This is a genomic window from Streptomyces sp. NBC_00045 (assembly GCF_045041095.1).
GTDB lineage: Bacteria > Actinomycetota > Actinomycetes > Streptomycetales > Streptomycetaceae > Streptomyces.
Genome location: NZ_CP108272.1, coordinates 189,316 through 207,481, shown reverse-complemented (window position 1 = coordinate 207,481; position 18,166 = coordinate 189,316). Strand labels below are relative to the sequence as shown.

Genomic DNA, 18,166 nt, shown 5'->3' with positions numbered 1-18,166 from the left:
GTGCCGTCAACCGGTCCGGCGCGCAGCGATACGAGGGAGCGGGCCCCCATGGCCAGGAGCAGGGACGAGAAGCGTGATCCGGCGGTCAGCCTGGCGCTCCTGTGGGGAGAGCAGGGGCAGCCGAGGCGGGGGCCGAAGCCCTCGTTGACCGTCGATCGCATCGTGGACGGCGCGCTCGCCGTCGCCGACGCGCAGGGGCTGGACGCGCTGTCCATGCAGAGCGTCGCCGCGCGCCTGGGCGTGACCACCATGGCGTTGTACCGCTACGTCCCCGGCAAGGCGGAGCTGCTCGACCTGATGGTGGACGCCGCCTTCGGACCGGCGCCCGACGTCGCCGGCGTTCCGGGGGGCTGGCGGCCGCAGTTGGACGCGTGGGCGCGCGCGTGCTGGGAGCAGTACCGGCGCCGGCCCTGGATGGTGGTCGCGACGGGGATGCGCCGGCAGCTCATGGGTCCCCGTCAGCTGGCCTGGCTCGACTCGGCCTTGGCCGCGCTGTCGGGCACGGGGCTCCCGTACGCACAGCAGCACGCGGCGTTCCTGCTGGTCATCGGGCACGTACGGGGGCTTGCGCAGCAACTCGTCGACGACGACGAGGAGGGCCGCCAGGAGTGGGCCCGGCTCACGGCGCAGGTGTGGGAGCGGCACGGCGACCGGTTCCCCGCGCTGACCGCAGCCATCGCGGGCGGGGCCTTCACCCCGCGCGCGGACGATCCGCTCGACTTCGGGCTGGAGCGCATCCTCGACGGCGTCGCCGCGCTGGTCGAACGCGGGTGATCCCACGGCATGCCCGGGGCGGGGGACCCCGGGCATGCCGTGGCCGCCCGGGGGCGGGGGGTGGCCCGCCGGGCGGCGTACGGACTGTCCTTCGGTGTGGGGGGCGGGCGGTGGGGAAGGGCCTACGAGGCCCAGGCGCCCGGCGCGATGAAGGACGGTCGGGGGCGCAGGGGCAGCTTGTACACCTGGGCCTCCGTCTGGGAGGCGTGGGCCTCGTTCTGGAGCCGGATCCGGGCGGTGAGGAGCACGGCCAGGGCCGCGACCTCCTCCGCGGTCGGGTTGCCCTTGGTGATGCGGATCGAGGCGGCGATCGCGAGGGCGGACGTGTCGCCGGCGGGGCCCGGCGCGGTAGCGGTGACGGGGGCGGTCACAGCGGGACGTTCCCGTGCTTGCGGCTCGGCTGCTGCGTGTGCTTCGTACGCAGCATGTCGAGGGTGGTGATGAGCCGCGCGCGGGTCTCGGCCGGGTCGATGACGTCGTCGACGAGGCCGCGTTCGGCCGCGTAGTACGGGTGCATCAGCTCGGTCTGGTACTCCTTGATCTTCTGCGCGCGGGTGGCGTCGGGATCGTCGGAGGCGTTGATCTCGCGGCGGAAGATGACGTTGGCCGCTCCCTCCGCGCCCATGACGGCGATCTCGTTCGAGGGCCAGGCCAGGGCGACGTCCGCGCCGATGGACCGGGAGTCCATGACGATGTACGCGCCGCCGTAGGCCTTGCGCAGGATCAGGCTGATCCGCGGGACGGTCGCGTTGCAGTACGCGTACAGGAGTTTCGCGCCGTGCCGGATGATGCCGTTGTGCTCCTGGTCGACGCCGGGCAGGAAGCCGGGTACGTCGATCAGGGTGACCAGCGGGATGCTGAACGAGTCGCAGAACTGGACGAAGCGGGCCGCCTTCTCGGACGCCTGGATGTCCAGGACGCCCGCGAGGTGGGCCGGCTGGTTGGCGACGATGCCGACGACGTGCCCACCGAGGCGGGTCAGCGCGCAGACGACGTTCTGCGCCCACTGGGCGTGGACCTCGAAGTAGTCCCCGTGGTCCGCGATCTCCTCGATGAGGTCGCGGATGTCATAGCCCTGGGTGGGCTTGGCCGGGACCAGGTCGAGCAGGCTCTCGCAGCGGCGGTCCGCCGGGTCTTCGAGGTCGCCGGCGGGGGCGAGTTCGCGATTGTTGGACGGGAGCAGGGACAGCAGGTGGCGCACGTCCTCCAGGCAGCTCTGCTCGTCGTCGTAGGCGAACGCGGCCACGCCCGAGGCGCCGGCGTGGCTGTCGGCGCCACCGAGGTGCTCCATGGTGACGGCTTCGCCGGTGACGGCCTGGACGACGTCGGGGCCGGTGATGAACATCTGCGAGGTGCCGCGGACCATGAAGACGAAGTCCGTGAGCGCCGGCGAGTACGCGGCGCCACCCGCGCAGGGGCCTAGGATCACCGAGATCTGCGGGATGACGCCGGAGTTGCGGACGTTGCGCTGGAAGATGCCGCCGTAGCCGGCCAGGGCCGTGACGCCCTCCTGGATGCGGGCGCCGGCTCCGTCGCACAGGCCCACGATCGGAGCGCCGGCCGCCTCGGCCAGGTCCATCAGCTTGTGGATCTTCTCGGCGTGGGCCTCGCCCAGCGCGCCGCCGAAGATCCGGAAGTCGTGGGCGTACGCGAAGACGGTACGGCCGTGGACCTTGCCCCAGCCCGTGACGACTCCGTCGGTGTGCGGCTTCTTGTCCTCCAGGCCGAAGCCGGAGGCGCGGTGCCTGCGGAGCTGCTCGACTTCGCTGAACGTACCCTCGTCGAACAGGAGCTCGATGCGCTCGCGGGCGGTCAGCTTGCCCTTGGAGTGCTGGGCTGCGGTGGCGCGTTCGCTGGGTCCGGCTTCGGCCAGCGCGCGTACGGCGTGCAGTTCCGCGGTGCGCTCGCGCAGTGAAGCGAAGCGGGTCTCCTCCCGGCGCGGGGAGATCGGAGCCGCGGGTCGGGAGTCCGGCGCGAGTACGGTCTCCAGTGGTCTTTCCTCGACGATGCTCATACGGGCCCTTTCGACACAGAGGCACCGGGTCCGGCCGGTGTCGCGTCGCCCAGCTTCACCGCGGGCGCTACAGCTTGGCTTGATTCCCGCCCGGGAGCCGGTCGAGCTCCCGGTCGGCCCCCCGGTTTCCGGCCGGGAACGGGCCCGGTCACACGGGGTCCAGCAGTCCCGAGACCATGGCGACGAACCCTTCGTCGAGCATGGTGGACACGGCGGTGTCCCCGGACGGGTCGAGTCCGGCGTCGTGGCAGGCGACGCTGACGAGGTAGCGGCCGAGCACCGGGTAGGTACCGAAGGCCCATTCGTCGTGGGCGGCCGGGGTGCCGTCGGGGGCGAGCAGGCCGCTGTCGCCGCTACGGCCCGTCGCGAAGCCGAACTCGGAGAAGCCCATGCGCAGGCCCTGGCCGAGGGCCTTCGTGTACGCCTCCTTCAGCGTCCACAGGCGCAGCATGCCGGCGGTCTGCTCCGCCTCGGGGAGGGCGGCGAGCTCGGCGCGCTCGGCTTCGGTGCAGACCTGGTTCTGGAGCAGGGAGAAGGCCAGCCTGCGGTCGGCGGGTTCGGTGTCGATGCCGATGCGCCCGTTGCGGCTGATGCCGACGGCGATCAGGTCGTCGGTGTGCGTCAGGCTCAGGTCGATCTGGTCCAGGCCGCGCAGGTACGGGCGTCCGCCGGGCTTGTACGAGAGGTCGAGCTTGGCGGGGTCGGTCCCGAGCGCGGCGGCGGCCGTGTACCGGACCGCGAGCCGCGAGGCGACGAAGCGGAAGCGGATGGTCGGGTCGGTGGTGTGGCGGTAGCGCTGCCAGTCCCGGCCGAGCAGGGGCCGCAGGGCGGGTTCCGCGAGCGCGGCGGTGAGCCATTCGCCCCAGGTGGTGAACACCGAGGCGTTGCCGCGCCGGGCCATGCCCTCCCGCACCCCTTCCCAGGGGCCCGCGGGACCGGTGACGTGGACCGGCGCCGTGATGCGCTGCGTCGTGTCGCGCTGCGTCGTGTCGCGCTGCGGGTCTTCCATCGGCATCGCCCTCTCGTTGCATGTGTTTCCGCTGGCAGCGGCGGTGACGTGGCGCTGTCACGCTCGGCGGGACGGGTCGAGGAATCCTCGAACTCCACTTGAGGAGCGCCACAGGTTGCACCGCGGAACGGTCGGTACCGGGTCGCGGCGCGGGCACCGGCGCCAGGGGCGCGGAGAAGGCCGCGCCGGAGCGGGGCCGGTACCAGACCAGGACCGGGCCGGGCCTGCCCGGGCAGCGGCTCCCCCCACCGTCGGGCGGAACCCGCGAAGTGGCGCCGGCCGCCCGCGTACTGGACCTCGGGCGTGGCGCGCCCGACAACGCAACGAGATGCGGTGCCCGGGGCACCTCCCAGCGGCAGCTGGCCGAACGCCGCCGGGCAGGCGGGACTAGGCAGACCCCGCCCAAGGGGCTACGAGTGACGGGACCCAGGGCACCTCCCAGCAGTAGCTGGCGGAACGCCGCCGGGCAGGCGGGACTACGCAGACCCCGCCCATCGGATTGCAGGTGGCGGGGCGCCGCCCCGGGGCGGCCGGGGGGTTTCTGCTCCGTCCCCGCTCGACCACCCCTGTAGGCACGCCTTCGACCCTGACCCGGGTGAGGGGTGGAGTTTCGATGACGGGGGCACGTGTGACGCTAGTGGGCAGGGACGCGGTGATCGGAGCGCTGGACACGGCGCTCGCGGAGTGCTCCGAAGGGCGTGCGCGGATCGTGCTGGCCGAGGGCGCCACCGGCTGCGGCAAGAGCGCACTGGCGGACACCGCCGCCGAACGGGCGCGCGCGGCCGGGGCGTTGGTCCTGTCCGCGGTCGCCGCCCCGGAGGAGCGCCAGGTCGCCCTGGGCGTGCTGCGGCAGCTGGTCCACGGCGAGGAGGGCTTCGCCCTGCCCGTGCCCGCCGCCGACGGTTCGACCGCACCCGCCCGGGTGGAAGCCATGCAGGCCTTCTGCTCGCGCCTGCGCGAGCTGAGCGCCGAGCGGCCCGTCGTGCTCGTCGTCGACGACGTCCAGCACGCCGACGGCGCGTCCCTCCAGTACCTCCGCTACCTGGCCCGCCACGCCCGTTCGTCCGCCGTCCTGACGGTACTGACCGGCTCCCCGCACGCCGAGGACCTCGACCCGGTCTTCACCACCGAGCTGATGCGACAGCCGCACTTCGGCCGGCTCCGCCTCGACCGGCTCGGCCGCGACGAGGTCGCCGCCCTCCTCGGCGGGCTCCGGCCGGCCGACGGGCCGCACCGCATCAGCGGCGGCAACCCGCTCCTGCTGCGCGCCCTCGTCGAGGAGACCGGGGACGGGCCGTGCGAGACGCCCGAGCCGGGCGGCCCGTTCGCCCAGGCCGTCACCACCTGCCTGCACCGCAGCGGGACGACCGCGCTCGCCGCGGCCCGGGTCGCTGCGGTGCTCGGGGAACGCGCCACCCCGGAGCGGGTCGTACGGCTGCTGGACGCACCGGCCCCGGCCGGCCGGCGGGCACTGACCGCCCTGGAGGCCGCCGGCCTGCTGGACGGCACCCGCTTCCGGCATCCCGCCGCGCGGGCCGCCGTACTGGAGGACGCCGGGCCCGCCGCCCGCGCCGACCTGCACCGCCGGGCCGCCCGGCTGCTGCGCGCGGACGGCGACCCCGCCACCGCCGTCGCCGGGCACCTGCTCGCCGCCGCCGGCGATGACGCCCCGGGCGACCCCGCCGACACCGAGGTCCTGCGCGAGGCTGCCGAGGAACTCCTCGCCCAGGGCGACGCCCGCGCCGCCACGGAACTCCTCGAACTCGCCCTCCGAGCCGGCGGCGACGCACTCGCCTGCCACGGGATCCGGCTGCGGCTGGCCCAGGTCACGGCCCGCTTCGACCCTGCGGCGGCCGAACGCCGGCTCACGGACCTGCTGGAGACCCGGAGCGCGGCCGCGCCCGGCAGCGGGCACGGCGGGCACGGCGAGGACACCCGGCTCCTGATCGGTCTGCTGCTCTCCCAGGGGCGGCTCGCCGAAGCCGCCGCCCTCGCCGCCCGCGACACCACCGTCCCGGCCGGCGCGTCCACCGCCGAAGCCGCCGAAGCCGCCGCGGCCACCGCGGCTTCCCCGTTCGACACCACCCTCGACACCCCGGCCGCGGTCAGCGAGCGGCTCCTGCAGTCCACCCGGCTCACCGACGCCACCGTCACCCCCCTCACCCACGCGATCCGCTCCCTCACGGCCTCCGACCACCCCGACCGCGCCGTCACCTGGAGCCGCAACCTGCTGGAGGAGGCGGACCGCGCCCAGGCCCCCGGCTGGACCTCGCTCTTCGCCACCCTCCACGCCGAGGCCCTGCTGCGCCTCGGGGACCTCCCCGGCGCACACGCCCACGCCACCACGGCCCTCCAGGCCCTGCCCGAGCGGACGGGCAGTTCGTTCCACTGCGCGCCGACGGCCGTGCTGATCCGGGCGTGCAGTGCGATGGGCCGGTTCACCGAGGCCTCGCGATTGACGGACCGCCAGCTCCCGCCGCGGCTGCCGGCCGGCCTGCACGGGCTGTCGTACCTGCGCGCCCGCGGGCTGCACCGCCTCGCCGTCAACCAGCCGCACGCCGCACTCGCCGACTTCCTCGAAACCGGCCGCCTCATGGCGGCCTGGGGCATCGACCGCCCGGCGCACCTGCCGTGGCGCACCGATGCCGCCGAGGCCCTGTTGCGGCTCGGCGAGGCCCGGCGGGCCGAACAGCTCGTCCTGGAACAGCTCGCCCACCCCGACGCGCGGCGCCCCTGGGTGCGCGGTGCGTCCCTGCGCCTGCGCGCCCTCACCGGTGAGCCCCGGCAGCGGGCCGCGCTGCTGGGGCAGGCCGTGGAGGAGCTGCACCGCTCGGGCGACCGCGTCGAGACGGCGCGGGCGATGGGCGACCTCGGCCGCGCCCTCCAGGCCGAGGGTTCCGCCAAGGGGAACACCATGGTCCGCAACGCCTGGAACCTCGCGAAGGACAGCGAGGCCACCGCCCTGTGCCGGGAGATCCTCCCGGACGCACCGCTGACGCCGCCGGTCCGCGACCGGGCCCCGGCCACGGGGGCGGGCGGCAGCGCGACGCTGAGCGGTTCGGAGCAGCGGGTGGCGACGCTGGCGGCCCAGGGGCTGACGAACCGGGAGATCTCCTCGAAGCTGTTCCTGACGGTGAGCACCGTCGAGCAGCACCTCACGCGGGTCTACCGCAAGCTCCAGATCACCTCGCGGGGCGACCTGCCGATGGACCTGGCGCCGGTCGGCCGGGCGGCGTTCTGAGGCCCTGTCCTCCCGAAGCCGCCGTCAAGTGAGCGGCCCAGGAGGAATCCAACGGGTCAGACCACCGGCGGTCGGCCCGGCCGGGCCGTGCGCCGCACCGTCCGCCACCGCATGGGCCGCCAGCCGGACCCGGTCGCTTCGTGGCCCTGCCCTGATGTCCGCGCACGGTTAGGGGGCGGCAGGGGTACCCCGGAGCGGCTGCCCCCTCGTAGCGTCACTTGCCCGGAAATGCCGTCCGACAGGCGACGGCACGGGACGACGGACGACGGGGAGTTCACCATGGACTGGGACCAGCGATTCGAGGAACTGCTCCGCGAGTACCTGCCGTTCCTCTCGGACGGCGAGCCGCTCTCCCCCGACACCGGCCTGCGGGACGCGGGCCTGGACTCCCTCGGCACGGTCGAACTGCTGGGGTCGCTGGAGAGCGCGTACGGCGTCCGGTTCGTCGACGACGCACTGAGCCCCGAGACCTTCGCCACGCCCGCAGTGCTGTGGGCCGCGCTGGGCAGGATGTCCCGGGCGGCCCACGGCTGAGCTGCGGTCTTCGGTCAGGCGACCACGGTCCAGGTGTCGTTGCCGGCCAGGACGGTGGCGAGGTCGCCCTTGCCCTTGTCGTCGACGGCCGCCTGGAGCTGCTCCGCCATGAGCGTGTCGTAGACGGGGCGTTCGATGTCGCGGAAGACCCCGATGGGGGTCCGGTGCAGGGTGTCGGCGTCGGCGAGGCGTGAGAGGGCGAAGGCCGTGGTGGGGGACGTCGCGTGGGCGTCGTGGACCAGGATCCGGTCCTCGTTCTCCGGGGTCACCTCGACGACTTCGAGGTCGCCGGTCGCCGGGTCGCGGACCACGCCCTTGTAGAGGTCGGCGCCGAAGCGGATCGGCTGCCCGTGTTCGAGGCGGATCACCGCTTCCTGGGCCTCCTGCTTGTCCTTAAGGGCGGCGAAGGCGCCGTCGTTGAAGATCGTGCAGTTCTGGTAGATCTCCACCAGCGCGGTGCCCTCGTGCTCGGCCGCGGCGCGCAGCACGCCGCCGAGGTGCTTGATGTCGGAGTCGACGGTGCGGGCGACGAAGGTGGCCTCGGCGCCGAGGGCGAGGGATACGGGGTTGAAGGGGGCGTCGAGGGAGCCCATCGGCGTGGATTTGGTGATCTTGCCGACTTCGGAGGTGGGTGAGTACTGGCCCTTGGTGAGTCCGTAGATCCGGTTGTTGAACAGCAGGATCTTGAGGTTGACGTTGCGGCGCAGGGCGTGGATCAGGTGGTTCCCGCCGATGGAGAGGGCGTCGCCGTCGCCGGTGACGACCCAGACGGACAGGTCGCGGCGGGAGGTGGCCAGGCCGGTGGCGATGGCCGGGGCGCGGCCGTGGATGGAGTGCATCCCGTAGGTGTTCATGTAGTACGGGAAGCGGGAGGAGCAGCCGATGCCGGAGACGAAGACGATGTTCTCCTTCGCCAGGCCCAGCTCGGGCATGAAGCCCTGGACCGCCGCCAGGATCGAGTAGTCACCGCAGCCGGGGCACCACCGGATCTCCTGGTCCGAGCGGAAGTCCTTCATGGACTGCTTGGCCTCGGCCTTGGGCACGAGCTTGAGGAGTTCACTGGCCACGGTTCGCCTCCTGGATGGCGTCGGCCAGCTGCGCGGCCTTGAACGGCATGCCGTTGACTTGGGTGAAGGATAGGACGTCGACGAGGTAGGTCGCGCGCAGCAGCCGGGCGAGCTGCCCGAGGTTCATCTCGGGGACGACCACGCGCTCGTAGCGGGCGAGGACCTCGCCCAGGTTGCGGGGGAAGGGGTTGAGGTGGCGCAGGTGGGCCTGTGCGACCGACTCTCCCAGCGTCCGCAGCTCGCGGACGGCGGCGGTGATGGGGCCGTAGGTGGAGCCCCAGCCCAGGACGAGGGTGCGGGCCCGGTCGGGGTCGTCGACCTCCAGGTCGGGGACCTCGATGCCGTCGATCTTGGCCTGGCGGGTGCGGACCATGAAGTCGTGGTTGGCCGGGTCGTAGGAGATGTTGCCCGTGCCGTCCTGCTTCTCGATGCCGCCGATCCGGTGCTCCAGACCGGGCGTGCCCGGGACCGCCCAGGGGCGGGCCAGGGTCTGCGGGTCCCGCTTGTACGGCCAGAACACCTCCGTGCCGTCCGCCAGAACGTGGTTGGGTTCCGTCTGGAACGGGACGCGCAGGTCGGGGAGTTCCTCCACCTCGGGGATGCGCCAGGGCTCGGAGCCGTTGGCGAGGTATCCGTCGGAGAGCAGGAACACCGGGGTCCGGTACGTCAGCGCGATCCGCGCCGCGTCGAGGGCGGCGTCGAAGCAGTCCGCGGGGGTGCGGGGCGCCACGACGGGGACGGGGGCCTCGCCGTTGCGGCCGTACATCGCCTGGAGCAGGTCCGCCTGCTCGGTCTTGGTCGGCAGGCCGGTGGAGGGGCCGCCGCGCTGGATGTCCACGATCAGCAGCGGCAGCTCCAGGGACACCGCCAGCCCGATCGTCTCGGACTTCAGGGCGACGCCGGGGCCGGAGGTGGTGGTCACGCCGAGCGCGCCGCCGAAGGCCGCGCCGAGCGCCGCGCCGATGCCGGCGATCTCGTCCTCGGCCTGGAAGGTCCGCACGCCGAAGTTCTTGTGCTTGCTCAGCTCGTGCAGGATGTCCGACGCCGGAGTGATCGGATACGCACCGAGGTAGAGCGGCAGGTCGGCCTGGCGGCTCGCCGCGATCAGGCCGTAGGACAGGGCCAGGTTCCCGGAGATGTTGCGGTAGGTGCCGGTCGGGAACGCCCGCGTCGCCGGGGCCACCTCGTAGGAGACCGCGAAGTCCTCGGTCGTCTCCCCGAAGTTCCAGCCCGCGCGGAACGCGGCCACGTTCGCCTCGGCGATGTCCGGCTTCTTCGCGAACTTCTGCCGCAGGAAGTTCTCCGTGCCCTCGGTGGGCCGGTGGTACATCCAGGACAGCAGGCCCAGCGCGAACATGTTCTTGCTGCGGCCGGCCTCCTTGCGGGAGAGCCCGAAGTCCTTCAGCGCCTCGATGGTCAGTGACGTCAGCGGCACCGGGTGCAGCTGGTAGGCGTCGAGGGAGCCGTCCTCCAGCGGGGACGTCGCGTAGCCGACGCGGGCCATGCTCCGCTCGGTGAACTCGTCGGTGTTGACGATGATCTCGGCGCCGCGGGGGACGTCCGCGATGTTCGCCTTCAGCGCCGCCGGATTCATCGCCACCAGCACGTTCGGGGCATCGCCCGGCGTCAGGATGTCGTGATCGGCGAAATGCAACTGGAACGAGGAGACGCCGGGCAGGGTGCCGGCAGGGGCGCGGATCTCGGCCGGAAAGTTCGGCAGCGTGGAGAGGTCGTTCCCGAAGGAAGCCGTCTCCGAGGTGAACCGGTCACCAGTGAGCTGCATGCCGTCACCCGAGTCACCCGCGAAACGGATGATCACCCGGTCGAGGCGGCGTACTTCCTTGGGCCCTGTCCCGGTCTGGCTGGGGACGGCGTCGGTGACGACGGGCGTGGGCGGATTCACCTGGTACCTCCGAGGATGAGCAGGGCAGGGGTCAGCCTTGCGAACCGCGATCGCGTCAGACTCGACCGCCCGTTGAGCGGCCTGGAACTGCCTTCCGCGCCGCTCCGGCACATGGCCGCCGGATCTCGGCCCTCGACACGGACGCGCTTGCGAACCCGTCGAGAACGGCTGGAGGGCCGGTCGAGAAACGGTCGCGGCGCGCGGGAAATCCGGACACCCGGTTTTCCGCCGCCCATTTCGACCGGCAGCCCGTACGGTATTCGGCCAAGCGGAAGCGATCCGGTTTGGTCCGTCGATTTCGGGCGACGCCCAGCTGGCCGCCGCGCCGGCACCTCGAACGTACGGTCTTTCCTGCCGGAATGGGGGCGGTATTCCGCCGGATGCGCCGCTTCCGTGGCAGCTGCCTCCCCCTATCTCCGGCCGGGTGCCATTACCCCTCCGTAGGGGGTCGGTGGAAACTGCCACCCCAGAGTGCGGCGGCCACCATGGATCCGGGAGGCGTTCGCCCATAGCTTGAGGTGTCCTCGATCGGCTGGTGCCGACACTTCTCGGATCCGGCACTGGAGGTGGCCGTGCGCGTCCGACCGACGCCTGGGGTGGTCGCCGCCGCCGTGGATGCGGACGGCTGCCTGGAACTCCGTGCCGATTACGTTGCCGGTTCGGGCCGTTTCCGGTGCGGTCCGGTGGGCACCGCCATGTGGATTGTTCTGCGCCGCCACGACGGCGATGCGGGAATCGCCGCCGACACGCTCGCCGAATTGTGGAACACCGCACCGGAAAACGCGCGCGCCGATCTCGACATCTGGGTCGAGGAAATGCGTGACGCCGGACTGCTGTGCGTACAGCCGGCGCCCTGAGGCCGTCCTGGCCGGTTCCCGTCCCGATCTCCGCTTCTCCTCGACCTGCTCTGTAGCAGCCGGGATCCATCCTGTCCTCGGTTAGGGGTGGACCTTCAATGGCGGGGGCGGCTATGACATCGGCGGGCTTGGTGGGCAGGGAAGCCGGAATCGACCTCCTGGAGACGGCACTCGCGGACTGCGTCGCGGGGCAGTCCCGGATCGTCCTGATCGAGGCCGGCACAGGATGCGGCAAGAGCGCGCTCGTCGACCTCGTCGCCGAGCGGGCCGCCGCGACCGGCGCGACGGTCCTGTACGCCGTCGGCGCCCCCGAGGAGCAGCAGGTGTCGCTCGGGGTGCTGCGCCAGCTCGTCAACAGTGAGCAGGTCTTCGCCCTACCGAGGCCGTCCGACGGCCCCGGTGCGCCGTCGCGGGTCGAGGCGATGCAGGCGTTCTGCGCGGAGCTGCGCGAACTGAGCCTGGACAGCCCGGTCGTGCTCTGCGTCGACGACGTGCAGTACGCGGACCGCGAGTCGTTGCAGTACGTGCAGTACCTGGCGCGGCACGCGCGGACCGCGCCGGTCCTCGTCGTGGTCGCCGGCGCGCTTCACGCCCCGGCGCAGGATCCCGCGTTCACCACTGAGCTGATGCGTCAGCCGCACTTCCGGCGGATCCGGCTGGAGCGGCTCACCGCGGACGAGGTGGCCCTCGTACGGGGCCGCCCGGAGGGGGCCGAGGAGCTGCACCGGATCAGCGGCGGCAATCCGCTGCTGCTGCGCGCGCTCGTCGAGGAGGCCGCCGGGCAGCAGTGGACCGCGCAGGCGGACGGTGCGGCCGGACCGCCGGCGCCCGGGGCCGCCGGCCCCGAGCCGGGCGGGCCGTTCGCCCAGGCCGTCGCGACGTGCCTGCGGCGCAGCGGGCCGGACGGGCCGGGGCTGGCGCGGGCGGTGGCGCTGCTCGGCGAGCAGGCGTCCGCGGCCCGCGTCACCCGGCTGAGCGGGCTCGACGCGGCGGCGGCCCGGCGCGGGCTGGCCGCGCTGGAGGCCGCGGGCCTGCTGGACGGTGTGCGGTTCCGCCACCCGGCGGCGCGCGCGGCGGCCCTGGAAGAGTGCTCTCCGCAGACCCTGACCGCGCTGCACACCGCGGCCGCCCGGGTGCTGGGCGAGGACGGCGGGCCGGTGCTCGCCGTGGCCGGGCACCTGCTGGCCGCCCGCACCGAGGGCGGGTCCCCGGACTGCGGTCCCGCGGAGGTCGCCGTACTGCGGGACGCGGCGGAGGAGCTCCTCGTGCGCAACGACGCGCGGGAGGCCGCGCGGCTGCTGGAACTCGCCGTGCGGGGGCGGGGCGACGAGCACGTGCGCCGCGGGATCCGGGTGCGGCTCGCACAGATCACGGCCCGCTTCGATCCGGCCGCCGCGGAACGGCAGCTGGGTGCGCTGCTGGAGGCCGCGCGTAACGGCCTGCTGGACACCGAGCAGGTGCAGCCGCTGGCCGGGTTGCTGCTCGCGCAGGGGCGGGTCGCGGATGCCGCCGGGCTGCTGCCGGACGCCGTCGGCGAGCCGGCCGCCTCACCGCTGGACACGCTGGTGGACGCCTCGGCCGCGGTGAGCGAGCGGCTGCTCCAGTCGGCCCGCCTGACCGATGCCACCGTGGCGCCGCTCGCTCAGGCCGTACGGTCGCTGATCTGCTCGGAGCATCCCGAGCGGGCCGTGCCGTGGAGCCGGAACCTGCTGGAGGAGGCACGGCGCTGCCAGGCGCCGGGCTGGAGCGCGGTGTTCGCCGCCCTGCACGCGGAGGCGCTGCTGCGGATGGGGGACCTGCGGGGTGCGCACGCGCATGCGACGGCCGCCCTGGAGGCGCTCGCGGAGCGCGGCGGGAGCTTCCCGTGCGCGCCGGCCGCGGTGCTGATCCGGGCGTGCACGGCGATGGGGCGTTTCACGGAGGCGTCCCGGCTCACCGACCGGCAGGTGCCGGAGGGGCTGCTCACGGGCCTGTACGGGCTGGCGTTCCTGCGGGCCCGCGGCCTGTACCGGCTGGCGGTCAATCAGCCGCACGCGGCGCTGGCGGACTTCCTGGAGGTCGGGCGCCTGATGGAGGGCGGCCGGGTGGACCGGCCTGCGTTCCTGCCGTGGCGTACGGATGCGGCGGAGGCGCTGCTGCGGCTGGGCGAGGGGGCGCGGGCGGAGCAGCTCGCCCTGCGGCAGCTGGCCCTGCCGGACGCGCAGCGCCCGTGGGTGCGGGGCGTATCGCTGCGGATGCGGGCGCTGGCCGGTGATCCGAAGCGGCGTGCGGCCGTACTGGGCCAGGCCGTCGACGCGCTGCACCGCTCCGGGGACCGGGTGGAGACGGCGCGGGCGATGGCCGAGCTGGGGCGGGCGCTGCAGGCGGACGGGTCGCCGTCGAAGGGCAGCGCGATGATCCGTTCGGCGTGGAACCTGGCGAAGGAGTCGGATGCCACGGCGCTGTGCCGGGAGATCCTGCCCGACGCGCCGCTGGCGTCCGCGGCCGCCCGGGACCGGGCGCCGGCCGAGGCGGGTACGGGTACGGGTACGGGTGCGGGCGGGGCGGCGAAGCTGAGCAGTTCGGAGCAGCGGGTGGCGACGCTGGCGGCGCAGGGGCTGACCAACCGGGAGATCTCGGCGAAGCTGTACCTGACGGTCAGCACGGTCGAGCAGCATCTGACGCGTGTGTACCGCAAGCTGCAGATCACCTCGCGCGGTGACCTTCCGATGGGCCTGGAGCCGGTGGCACTGCCGGCCGTGGTCTGACGGCCCGGGACCGGGCCGCCCCGGGTACGCCTCCCGACCGGTCCCGACCGGGTCCCGGACCGGCCCGGGCCACGGACCGGACCGTGGGCCGGCGTCGACCGTAGGGCCACGGGACCGGACGGCCACGGACCCGATCGATTGCTCAGGGCCGGTCCGTGTGCTCCGGGCCGGGGCCCGGCGGGGCGCACGGGCGGCGGCCGCGTCAGGCGGCGCGGCGGGCGCGTGGGGCGAGCAGGTCCGCGGCCCGGGCGGCCAGGACGGGGCGGTCCACCTTGCGGTTGGAGTTGAGGGGGAACTCGGGGACGTGCTCGAAGCGGCGGGGCAGCATGCCGTGCGGCAGGACCTCGCGCAGGCTCCGGGCGAGTTCGGCCGCCGGCCGGACCTCGCCGGTGTAGAAGACGACGAGCTCGGTGCTGCCGTCGACGGGCCGTGCGACGGTCACCACGTCCTCGACGCCCGCGCAGGCGCGCAGCGCGTGGTCGACCTCGGCGAGCTCGACCCGCCAGCCCTGGACCTGGACCTGGGAGTCCAGGCGGCCGAGGTAGATCAGGTCGCCACCGGGCAGCCGGCGGACCCGGTCGCCGGTGCGGTACCAGAGGCGGCCGTCGCGTTCGACGAAGCGGCCCCCGTCGTCCTGCGGGTCGAGGTAGCCGGTGGCCATCTGCGGTCCGGTGATCAGCAGTTCGCCCTCGACGGCGGTCTCGGCGCCGTCTTCGTCGAGCAGGACGTGGTCGTGGCCGGCGTGGACGGCGCCGATCGGGACGAGCCCGTTGACGGCCTGGCCGGGCGAGGTCTGCGGGTCCCAGCGGTACGCGGTGATGGTGACGGTCAGCTCGGTCGGCCCGTAGATGTTCTCCAGCGTGGAGGCGGGCGCGGCGGCCTGCCAGTCGGCGGCGTCCTGGGCGCGCAGTGCCTCGCCGGCGAAGAAGCTCCAGCGCAGCGTCGCCAGCGCGCCGGGGTTCAGGCCGCCCATGCGGCGGATGAGGCCGATGGCGCTGGGGGTGGAGAACCAGACGGTGATCCCGCGCCGTTCGAGGTGGGCGGGCATGTCGAGGTAGGCGCTCGGCGGTACGACGTCGACGACGCCGCCCGCGCCCCAGGCGCAGAACAGGTCGAACATGCCGCAGTCGAAGTTCAGGTCGAAGGTCTGGGTGAAGACGTCGTCGGGGGTGAAGCCGTAGCGGGCGTCGAGGAGCTCGAAGTAGTGGTGCGTGCTGCCGTGGCTGATCGGCACGCCCTTGGGGCGGCCGGTGGAGCCGGAGGTGAACAACATGTACGCGGTGTCGGTGGCTTCGACCGGGCGCGGCGCGTCGAGTGCGCGGGCCGGGTCGGGCTCGACGAGCAGTATGCCGGGGGCGTCGAGGCCCTCGCCGAGGGCGGCGCGGCCCTGGTCGTCGACGATCAGGGCGGCCGCGCCGGAGAGTTCGAGCATGCGCCGGGTGCGGACGGCGGGGAAGTCGGGGTGCAGCGGGACGACGGTGGCGCCCGCGTAGAGCCCGCCGAGGATGCCTGCGTACGCGGTCACGGTCTTGCCGGCGAGGACGCCGACGACCTTGGCGGATCCGAGGGAGCCGGCCCAGGTGAGGGCCTGCTCGTGCAGCTCCCGATAGGTGTGGGTCTCGGAGCCGATCCGCAGGGCGGGGCGGTCGGGGGACAGGGCCAGCCCGCGGCGGAAGCGCTCGTACAAGGCGGGGCGCTCGGTGTCAGACATGCATCACTCCGAAGGGGACGTGTTGATTTCTTCGCGGGTTAGGGGTCAGGCCGGGGTTCCCGGGCGGCCGCCGCCGGTCCTAGCGTCACGTGCTTGGGAAACGACGACCAACACAGCGGAAAGACTGGGGTCACCATGGGCTGGGACAAGAATTTCGAGGAACTTCTGCGGGAGTACCTGCCGTTCCTCAGTGCGGACGAACCGCTTGAGGCCGACACCGATCTGCGGGGTGTGGGACTGGACTCCCTCGGCGTGGTCGAGCTGCTGGGGTCCCTGGAGCAGACGTACGACGTCCGGTTCGTGGACGAGGCGCTGTCGCTGGAGACCTTCGCCACCCCCGCGGTGCTGTGGGAGCAGATCGGCACGATGCGCGAGGCCGCGAACCGCTGACCGGCCGCACCACCGGACCTGCCGCCGCGGCCGCGGCCGCCGCCCTCAGGCGGCGGTCGCGGTCCGGCGGCGCGGCCGCATGGCCAGCCGGGGGTTGACGGGTACGACCTTGAAGTTGCGGGTCGCCGCCCCCACTCGGCCGAACAGGGCGTCCTGTCCGGCCACGTAGAGGGTCCCGACGCCCTTGTCGCGCAGCGAGCCCAGCACGCCCGGCCAGTCCACCGGCCGGACACAGCCGTCCAGCAGCAGGTTCCTCACCTCGTCGCCCGTGGTGAGCACCGCCCCGTCCTGGTCGGCGACGACGGGCAGGTGCGGGTCGCGGAACGTGAGCCCCGCCAGGACCTCGTCCTCGACGCGGCGGCGCAGCCCGCCGAACGCCGGGGAGTGCAGCGGCGGCTCCATCACGTACAGCGGCATGCCGCCCGCCGCCCGCAGCCGCTGCTGGAGCCACTCCAGCCGGGACTTGCGCAGGGTGAGCATCGCGAAGTCCTCGTCCACGACACAGGTGACGTCGTGCCACTCGCCCTGCTCGGTCAGCTCGGCCCGCACCTCGTCCAGCACGGCGCGCGGAGTCCGGGCGAAGGACTGGGTGGCGACCTCCTCGGGGTGCTCCTCGGCGAAGTACGCGTCGAGCGTGTGGGCGAAGCGTGCGGTGAAGCGGATGCCGTCGGCGAAGGACAGCGCCCCGCAGTGCACGGCGGCGGCCTTCTCGCCGAAGCTCAGGCCGGTGCAGAACGCCGGCTGCTCCTCGAACTCGTGCTCCACCCACTGGGCGAGGGCGAGGCAGTTCACGAGGAACGCCACCTGGGCGTGCTCCGAGTAGTCGCCCTCGGCCTGCTTGAACCGCTCGAAGAGCGAGTACCCGAGCACCTCGTCCGCCTCCGCGAACAGGGTCCGGGCGAACGGGTTGACCAGCATGAACTTGGCGACCTCGGCGAACGGGACGGGGCCCATGCCGGGGAACACCAGGGCGCTGCCCGTGCGGTCAGTTGCCTCCATGGCCCACCGTCTCCTTCTCCTTCGCGCCCGCCAGCGAGCCCAGGAACTCCTTCATCACCTGCTGGAACAGCTCCGGCTCCTCCAGGTGCGGGAGGTGGCTGGACTCCTCGAAGATCTCCCACCGGACGTCGGGGATCAGGTCCTGGAACGGCTGGACCGTCGCCGGGGTCGCCTCGTCGTGGCGCCCGGAGATGAGCAGGGTCGGCACGGCCACCTGCGGGCAGTGGTCGATGACCGACCAGTCCTTGAGGGTGCCGTTGACATGGAACTCGCTGGGGCCGTTCATGGCGTAGTACACCGTCGGGTCGTTGTAGACCTCGTAGAACGAGGCCAGGTAGTCCCGCGGCCACGGCTTGAGGCGGCACACGTGCTTCTCGTAGAAGGGGCGCATCGCGTTGTGGTACTCGTCGCTGTCGGTGGTGCCCGCGGCCTCGTGGCGCAGCAGCGTCTCGTTGACGCCGGGCGGCAGGTCGGCGCGCAGCCGCTCCGCCTCCTGGAGCCACAGCGGGTAGGAGGCGGGGGCGTTGGCGATGACGAGGCCGCGCAGGCCGGCGGGGCGGGCGGCCGCGAACTTGGTGACGAGCAGCCCGCCCCAGGACTGCCCGAACAGGACGTAGTTGTCGGCGATGCCGAGCTGCTTCACCAGGTTGTCGAGCTCGTCGGCGAACAGCTCCGGGGTCCAGAAGTCGGCCCCCTTGTCGGGCAGGTGGGTGGAGCCGCCGTTGCCCAGCTGGTCGTACAGGACGACCGGGCCGGTGTGCTCCGCGAGCTGCGTCAGGTTCTTGAGGTAGTCGTGGGTGCTGCCGGGGCCGCCGTGGACGACGACCAGCGCGGGCTGCTCCGACTGGAGGTCACCGGTGACCTGGTACCAGGTCTCGTACGGGCCGAAGGGCACGGTGCCTTTGGGTTTGAGTGCCACC

Annotated in this window: 14 protein-coding genes; 6 read left to right on the top strand and 8 right to left on the bottom strand. The window is 73.2% G+C overall.

Going from position 1 to position 18,166, the window contains the following annotated elements:
• Positions 1–48 precede the first annotated feature (48 nt).
• Positions 49–774: a TetR/AcrR family transcriptional regulator gene (locus tag OHA65_RS36795; RefSeq protein WP_331736309.1), complete on the top strand. Its 726-nt coding sequence runs from the start codon at positions 49–51 to the stop codon at positions 772–774.
• A gap of 122 nt (positions 775–896) precedes the next feature.
• On the opposite strand, the gene OHA65_RS36790 is transcribed toward OHA65_RS36795, so the two are convergent.
• From OHA65_RS36790 to OHA65_RS36780, 3 genes are all read right to left on the bottom strand, one after another.
• Positions 897–1,145 carry an acyl-CoA carboxylase epsilon subunit gene (locus OHA65_RS36790; RefSeq protein WP_327286188.1) on the bottom strand — a complete coding sequence of 83 codons (249 nt, stop codon included), beginning with the start codon at positions 1,143–1,145 and terminating at the stop codon, positions 897–899.
• Positions 1,142–2,788, bottom strand: a complete 1,647-nt coding sequence (locus tag OHA65_RS36785) for an acyl-CoA carboxylase subunit beta (protein WP_327286187.1) — start codon at positions 2,786–2,788, stop codon at positions 1,142–1,144. The genes OHA65_RS36790 and OHA65_RS36785 overlap by 4 nt, the downstream gene beginning before the upstream one ends.
• A gap of 148 nt (positions 2,789–2,936) precedes the next feature.
• A complete protein-coding gene (locus tag OHA65_RS36780; protein WP_327286186.1) occupies positions 2,937–3,803 on the bottom strand; it encodes a 4'-phosphopantetheinyl transferase superfamily protein in 867 nt (288 codons plus the stop codon).
• A gap of 499 nt (positions 3,804–4,302) precedes the next feature.
• Here OHA65_RS36780 and OHA65_RS36775 point away from each other — a divergent pair, with 499 nt between their 5' ends.
• A complete protein-coding gene (locus tag OHA65_RS36775) occupies positions 4,303–7,038 on the top strand; it encodes a BREX system ATP-binding domain-containing protein (RefSeq protein ID WP_331736305.1) in 2,736 nt (911 codons plus the stop codon).
• Positions 7,039–7,266: 228 nt separating this feature from the next.
• The gene (locus OHA65_RS36770; protein WP_331735071.1) at positions 7,267–7,572 is read left to right on the top strand and encodes an acyl carrier protein; all 306 of its coding nucleotides are present in this window, start codon (positions 7,267–7,269) and stop codon (positions 7,570–7,572) included.
• Between the two features lie 14 nt (positions 7,573–7,586).
• Here the strand turns inward: OHA65_RS36770 and OHA65_RS36765 are convergent, their stop codons facing one another.
• A complete protein-coding gene (locus OHA65_RS36765; RefSeq protein ID WP_327286547.1) occupies positions 7,587–8,588 on the bottom strand; it encodes a 2-oxoacid:ferredoxin oxidoreductase subunit beta in 1,002 nt (333 codons plus the stop codon).
• A gap of 40 nt (positions 8,589–8,628) precedes the next feature.
• Entirely contained in the window at positions 8,629–10,542 is a 1,914-nt protein-coding gene (locus OHA65_RS36760) for a 2-oxoacid:acceptor oxidoreductase subunit alpha (RefSeq protein ID WP_328765513.1), read from the bottom strand.
• Positions 10,543–11,060: 518 nt separating this feature from the next.
• Between OHA65_RS36760 and OHA65_RS36755 the strand changes: the two genes are divergently transcribed.
• Positions 11,061–11,399 carry a PqqD family protein gene (locus tag OHA65_RS36755; RefSeq protein ID WP_327286181.1) on the top strand — a complete coding sequence of 113 codons (339 nt, stop codon included), beginning with the start codon at positions 11,061–11,063 and terminating at the stop codon, positions 11,397–11,399.
• Positions 11,400–11,530: 131 nt separating this feature from the next.
• Positions 11,531–14,146 carry an AAA family ATPase gene (locus OHA65_RS36750; RefSeq protein WP_405763660.1) on the top strand — a complete coding sequence of 872 codons (2,616 nt, stop codon included), beginning with the start codon at positions 11,531–11,533 and terminating at the stop codon, positions 14,144–14,146.
• Positions 14,147–14,348: 202 nt separating this feature from the next.
• Here the strand turns inward: OHA65_RS36750 and OHA65_RS36745 are convergent, their stop codons facing one another.
• On the bottom strand, positions 14,349–15,857 hold the full coding sequence (locus tag OHA65_RS36745; RefSeq protein ID WP_327286180.1) for an AMP-binding protein: 1,509 nt from the start codon (positions 15,855–15,857) through the stop codon (positions 14,349–14,351).
• Positions 15,858–15,992: 135 nt separating this feature from the next.
• Here OHA65_RS36745 and OHA65_RS36740 point away from each other — a divergent pair, with 135 nt between their 5' ends.
• The gene (locus OHA65_RS36740; protein WP_327286545.1) at positions 15,993–16,247 is read left to right on the top strand and encodes an acyl carrier protein; all 255 of its coding nucleotides are present in this window, start codon (positions 15,993–15,995) and stop codon (positions 16,245–16,247) included.
• Between the two features lie 45 nt (positions 16,248–16,292).
• On the opposite strand, the gene OHA65_RS36735 is transcribed toward OHA65_RS36740, so the two are convergent.
• The gene (locus OHA65_RS36735; protein WP_327286179.1) at positions 16,293–17,246 is read right to left on the bottom strand and encodes an ACP S-malonyltransferase; all 954 of its coding nucleotides are present in this window, start codon (positions 17,244–17,246) and stop codon (positions 16,293–16,295) included.
• Complete coding sequence (locus tag OHA65_RS36730; RefSeq protein WP_327286178.1) at positions 17,233–18,165, bottom strand: proline iminopeptidase-family hydrolase; 933 nt, start codon at positions 18,163–18,165, stop codon at positions 17,233–17,235. The genes OHA65_RS36735 and OHA65_RS36730 overlap by 14 nt, the downstream gene beginning before the upstream one ends.
• Position 18,166 lies beyond the last annotated feature (1 nt).

Bases quoted from the DNA above. Each gene is read 5' to 3' on its own strand.
- OHA65_RS36780 (WP_327286186.1), bottom strand. From the start codon at position 3,803: ATGCCGATGGAAGACCCGCAGCGCGACACGACGCAGCGCGACACGACG.
- OHA65_RS36745 (WP_327286180.1), bottom strand. From the start codon at position 15,857: ATGTCTGACACCGAGCGCCCCGCCTTGTACGAGCGCTTCCGCCGCGGG.
- OHA65_RS36765 (WP_327286547.1), bottom strand. From the start codon at position 8,588: ATGAAGGACTTCCGCTCGGACCAGGAGATCCGGTGGTGCCCCGGCTGC.
- OHA65_RS36795 (WP_331736309.1), top strand. From the start codon at position 49: ATGGCCAGGAGCAGGGACGAGAAGCGTGATCCGGCGGTCAGCCTGGCG.
- OHA65_RS36735 (WP_327286179.1), bottom strand. From the start codon at position 17,246: ATGGAGGCAACTGACCGCACGGGCAGCGCCCTGGTGTTCCCCGGCATG.
- OHA65_RS36770 (WP_331735071.1), top strand. From the start codon at position 7,267: ATGCCGTCCGACAGGCGACGGCACGGGACGACGGACGACGGGGAGTTC.
- OHA65_RS36740 (WP_327286545.1), top strand. From the start codon at position 15,993: ATGGGCTGGGACAAGAATTTCGAGGAACTTCTGCGGGAGTACCTGCCG.
- OHA65_RS36785 (WP_327286187.1), bottom strand. From the start codon at position 2,788: ATGAGCATCGTCGAGGAAAGACCACTGGAGACCGTACTCGCGCCGGAC.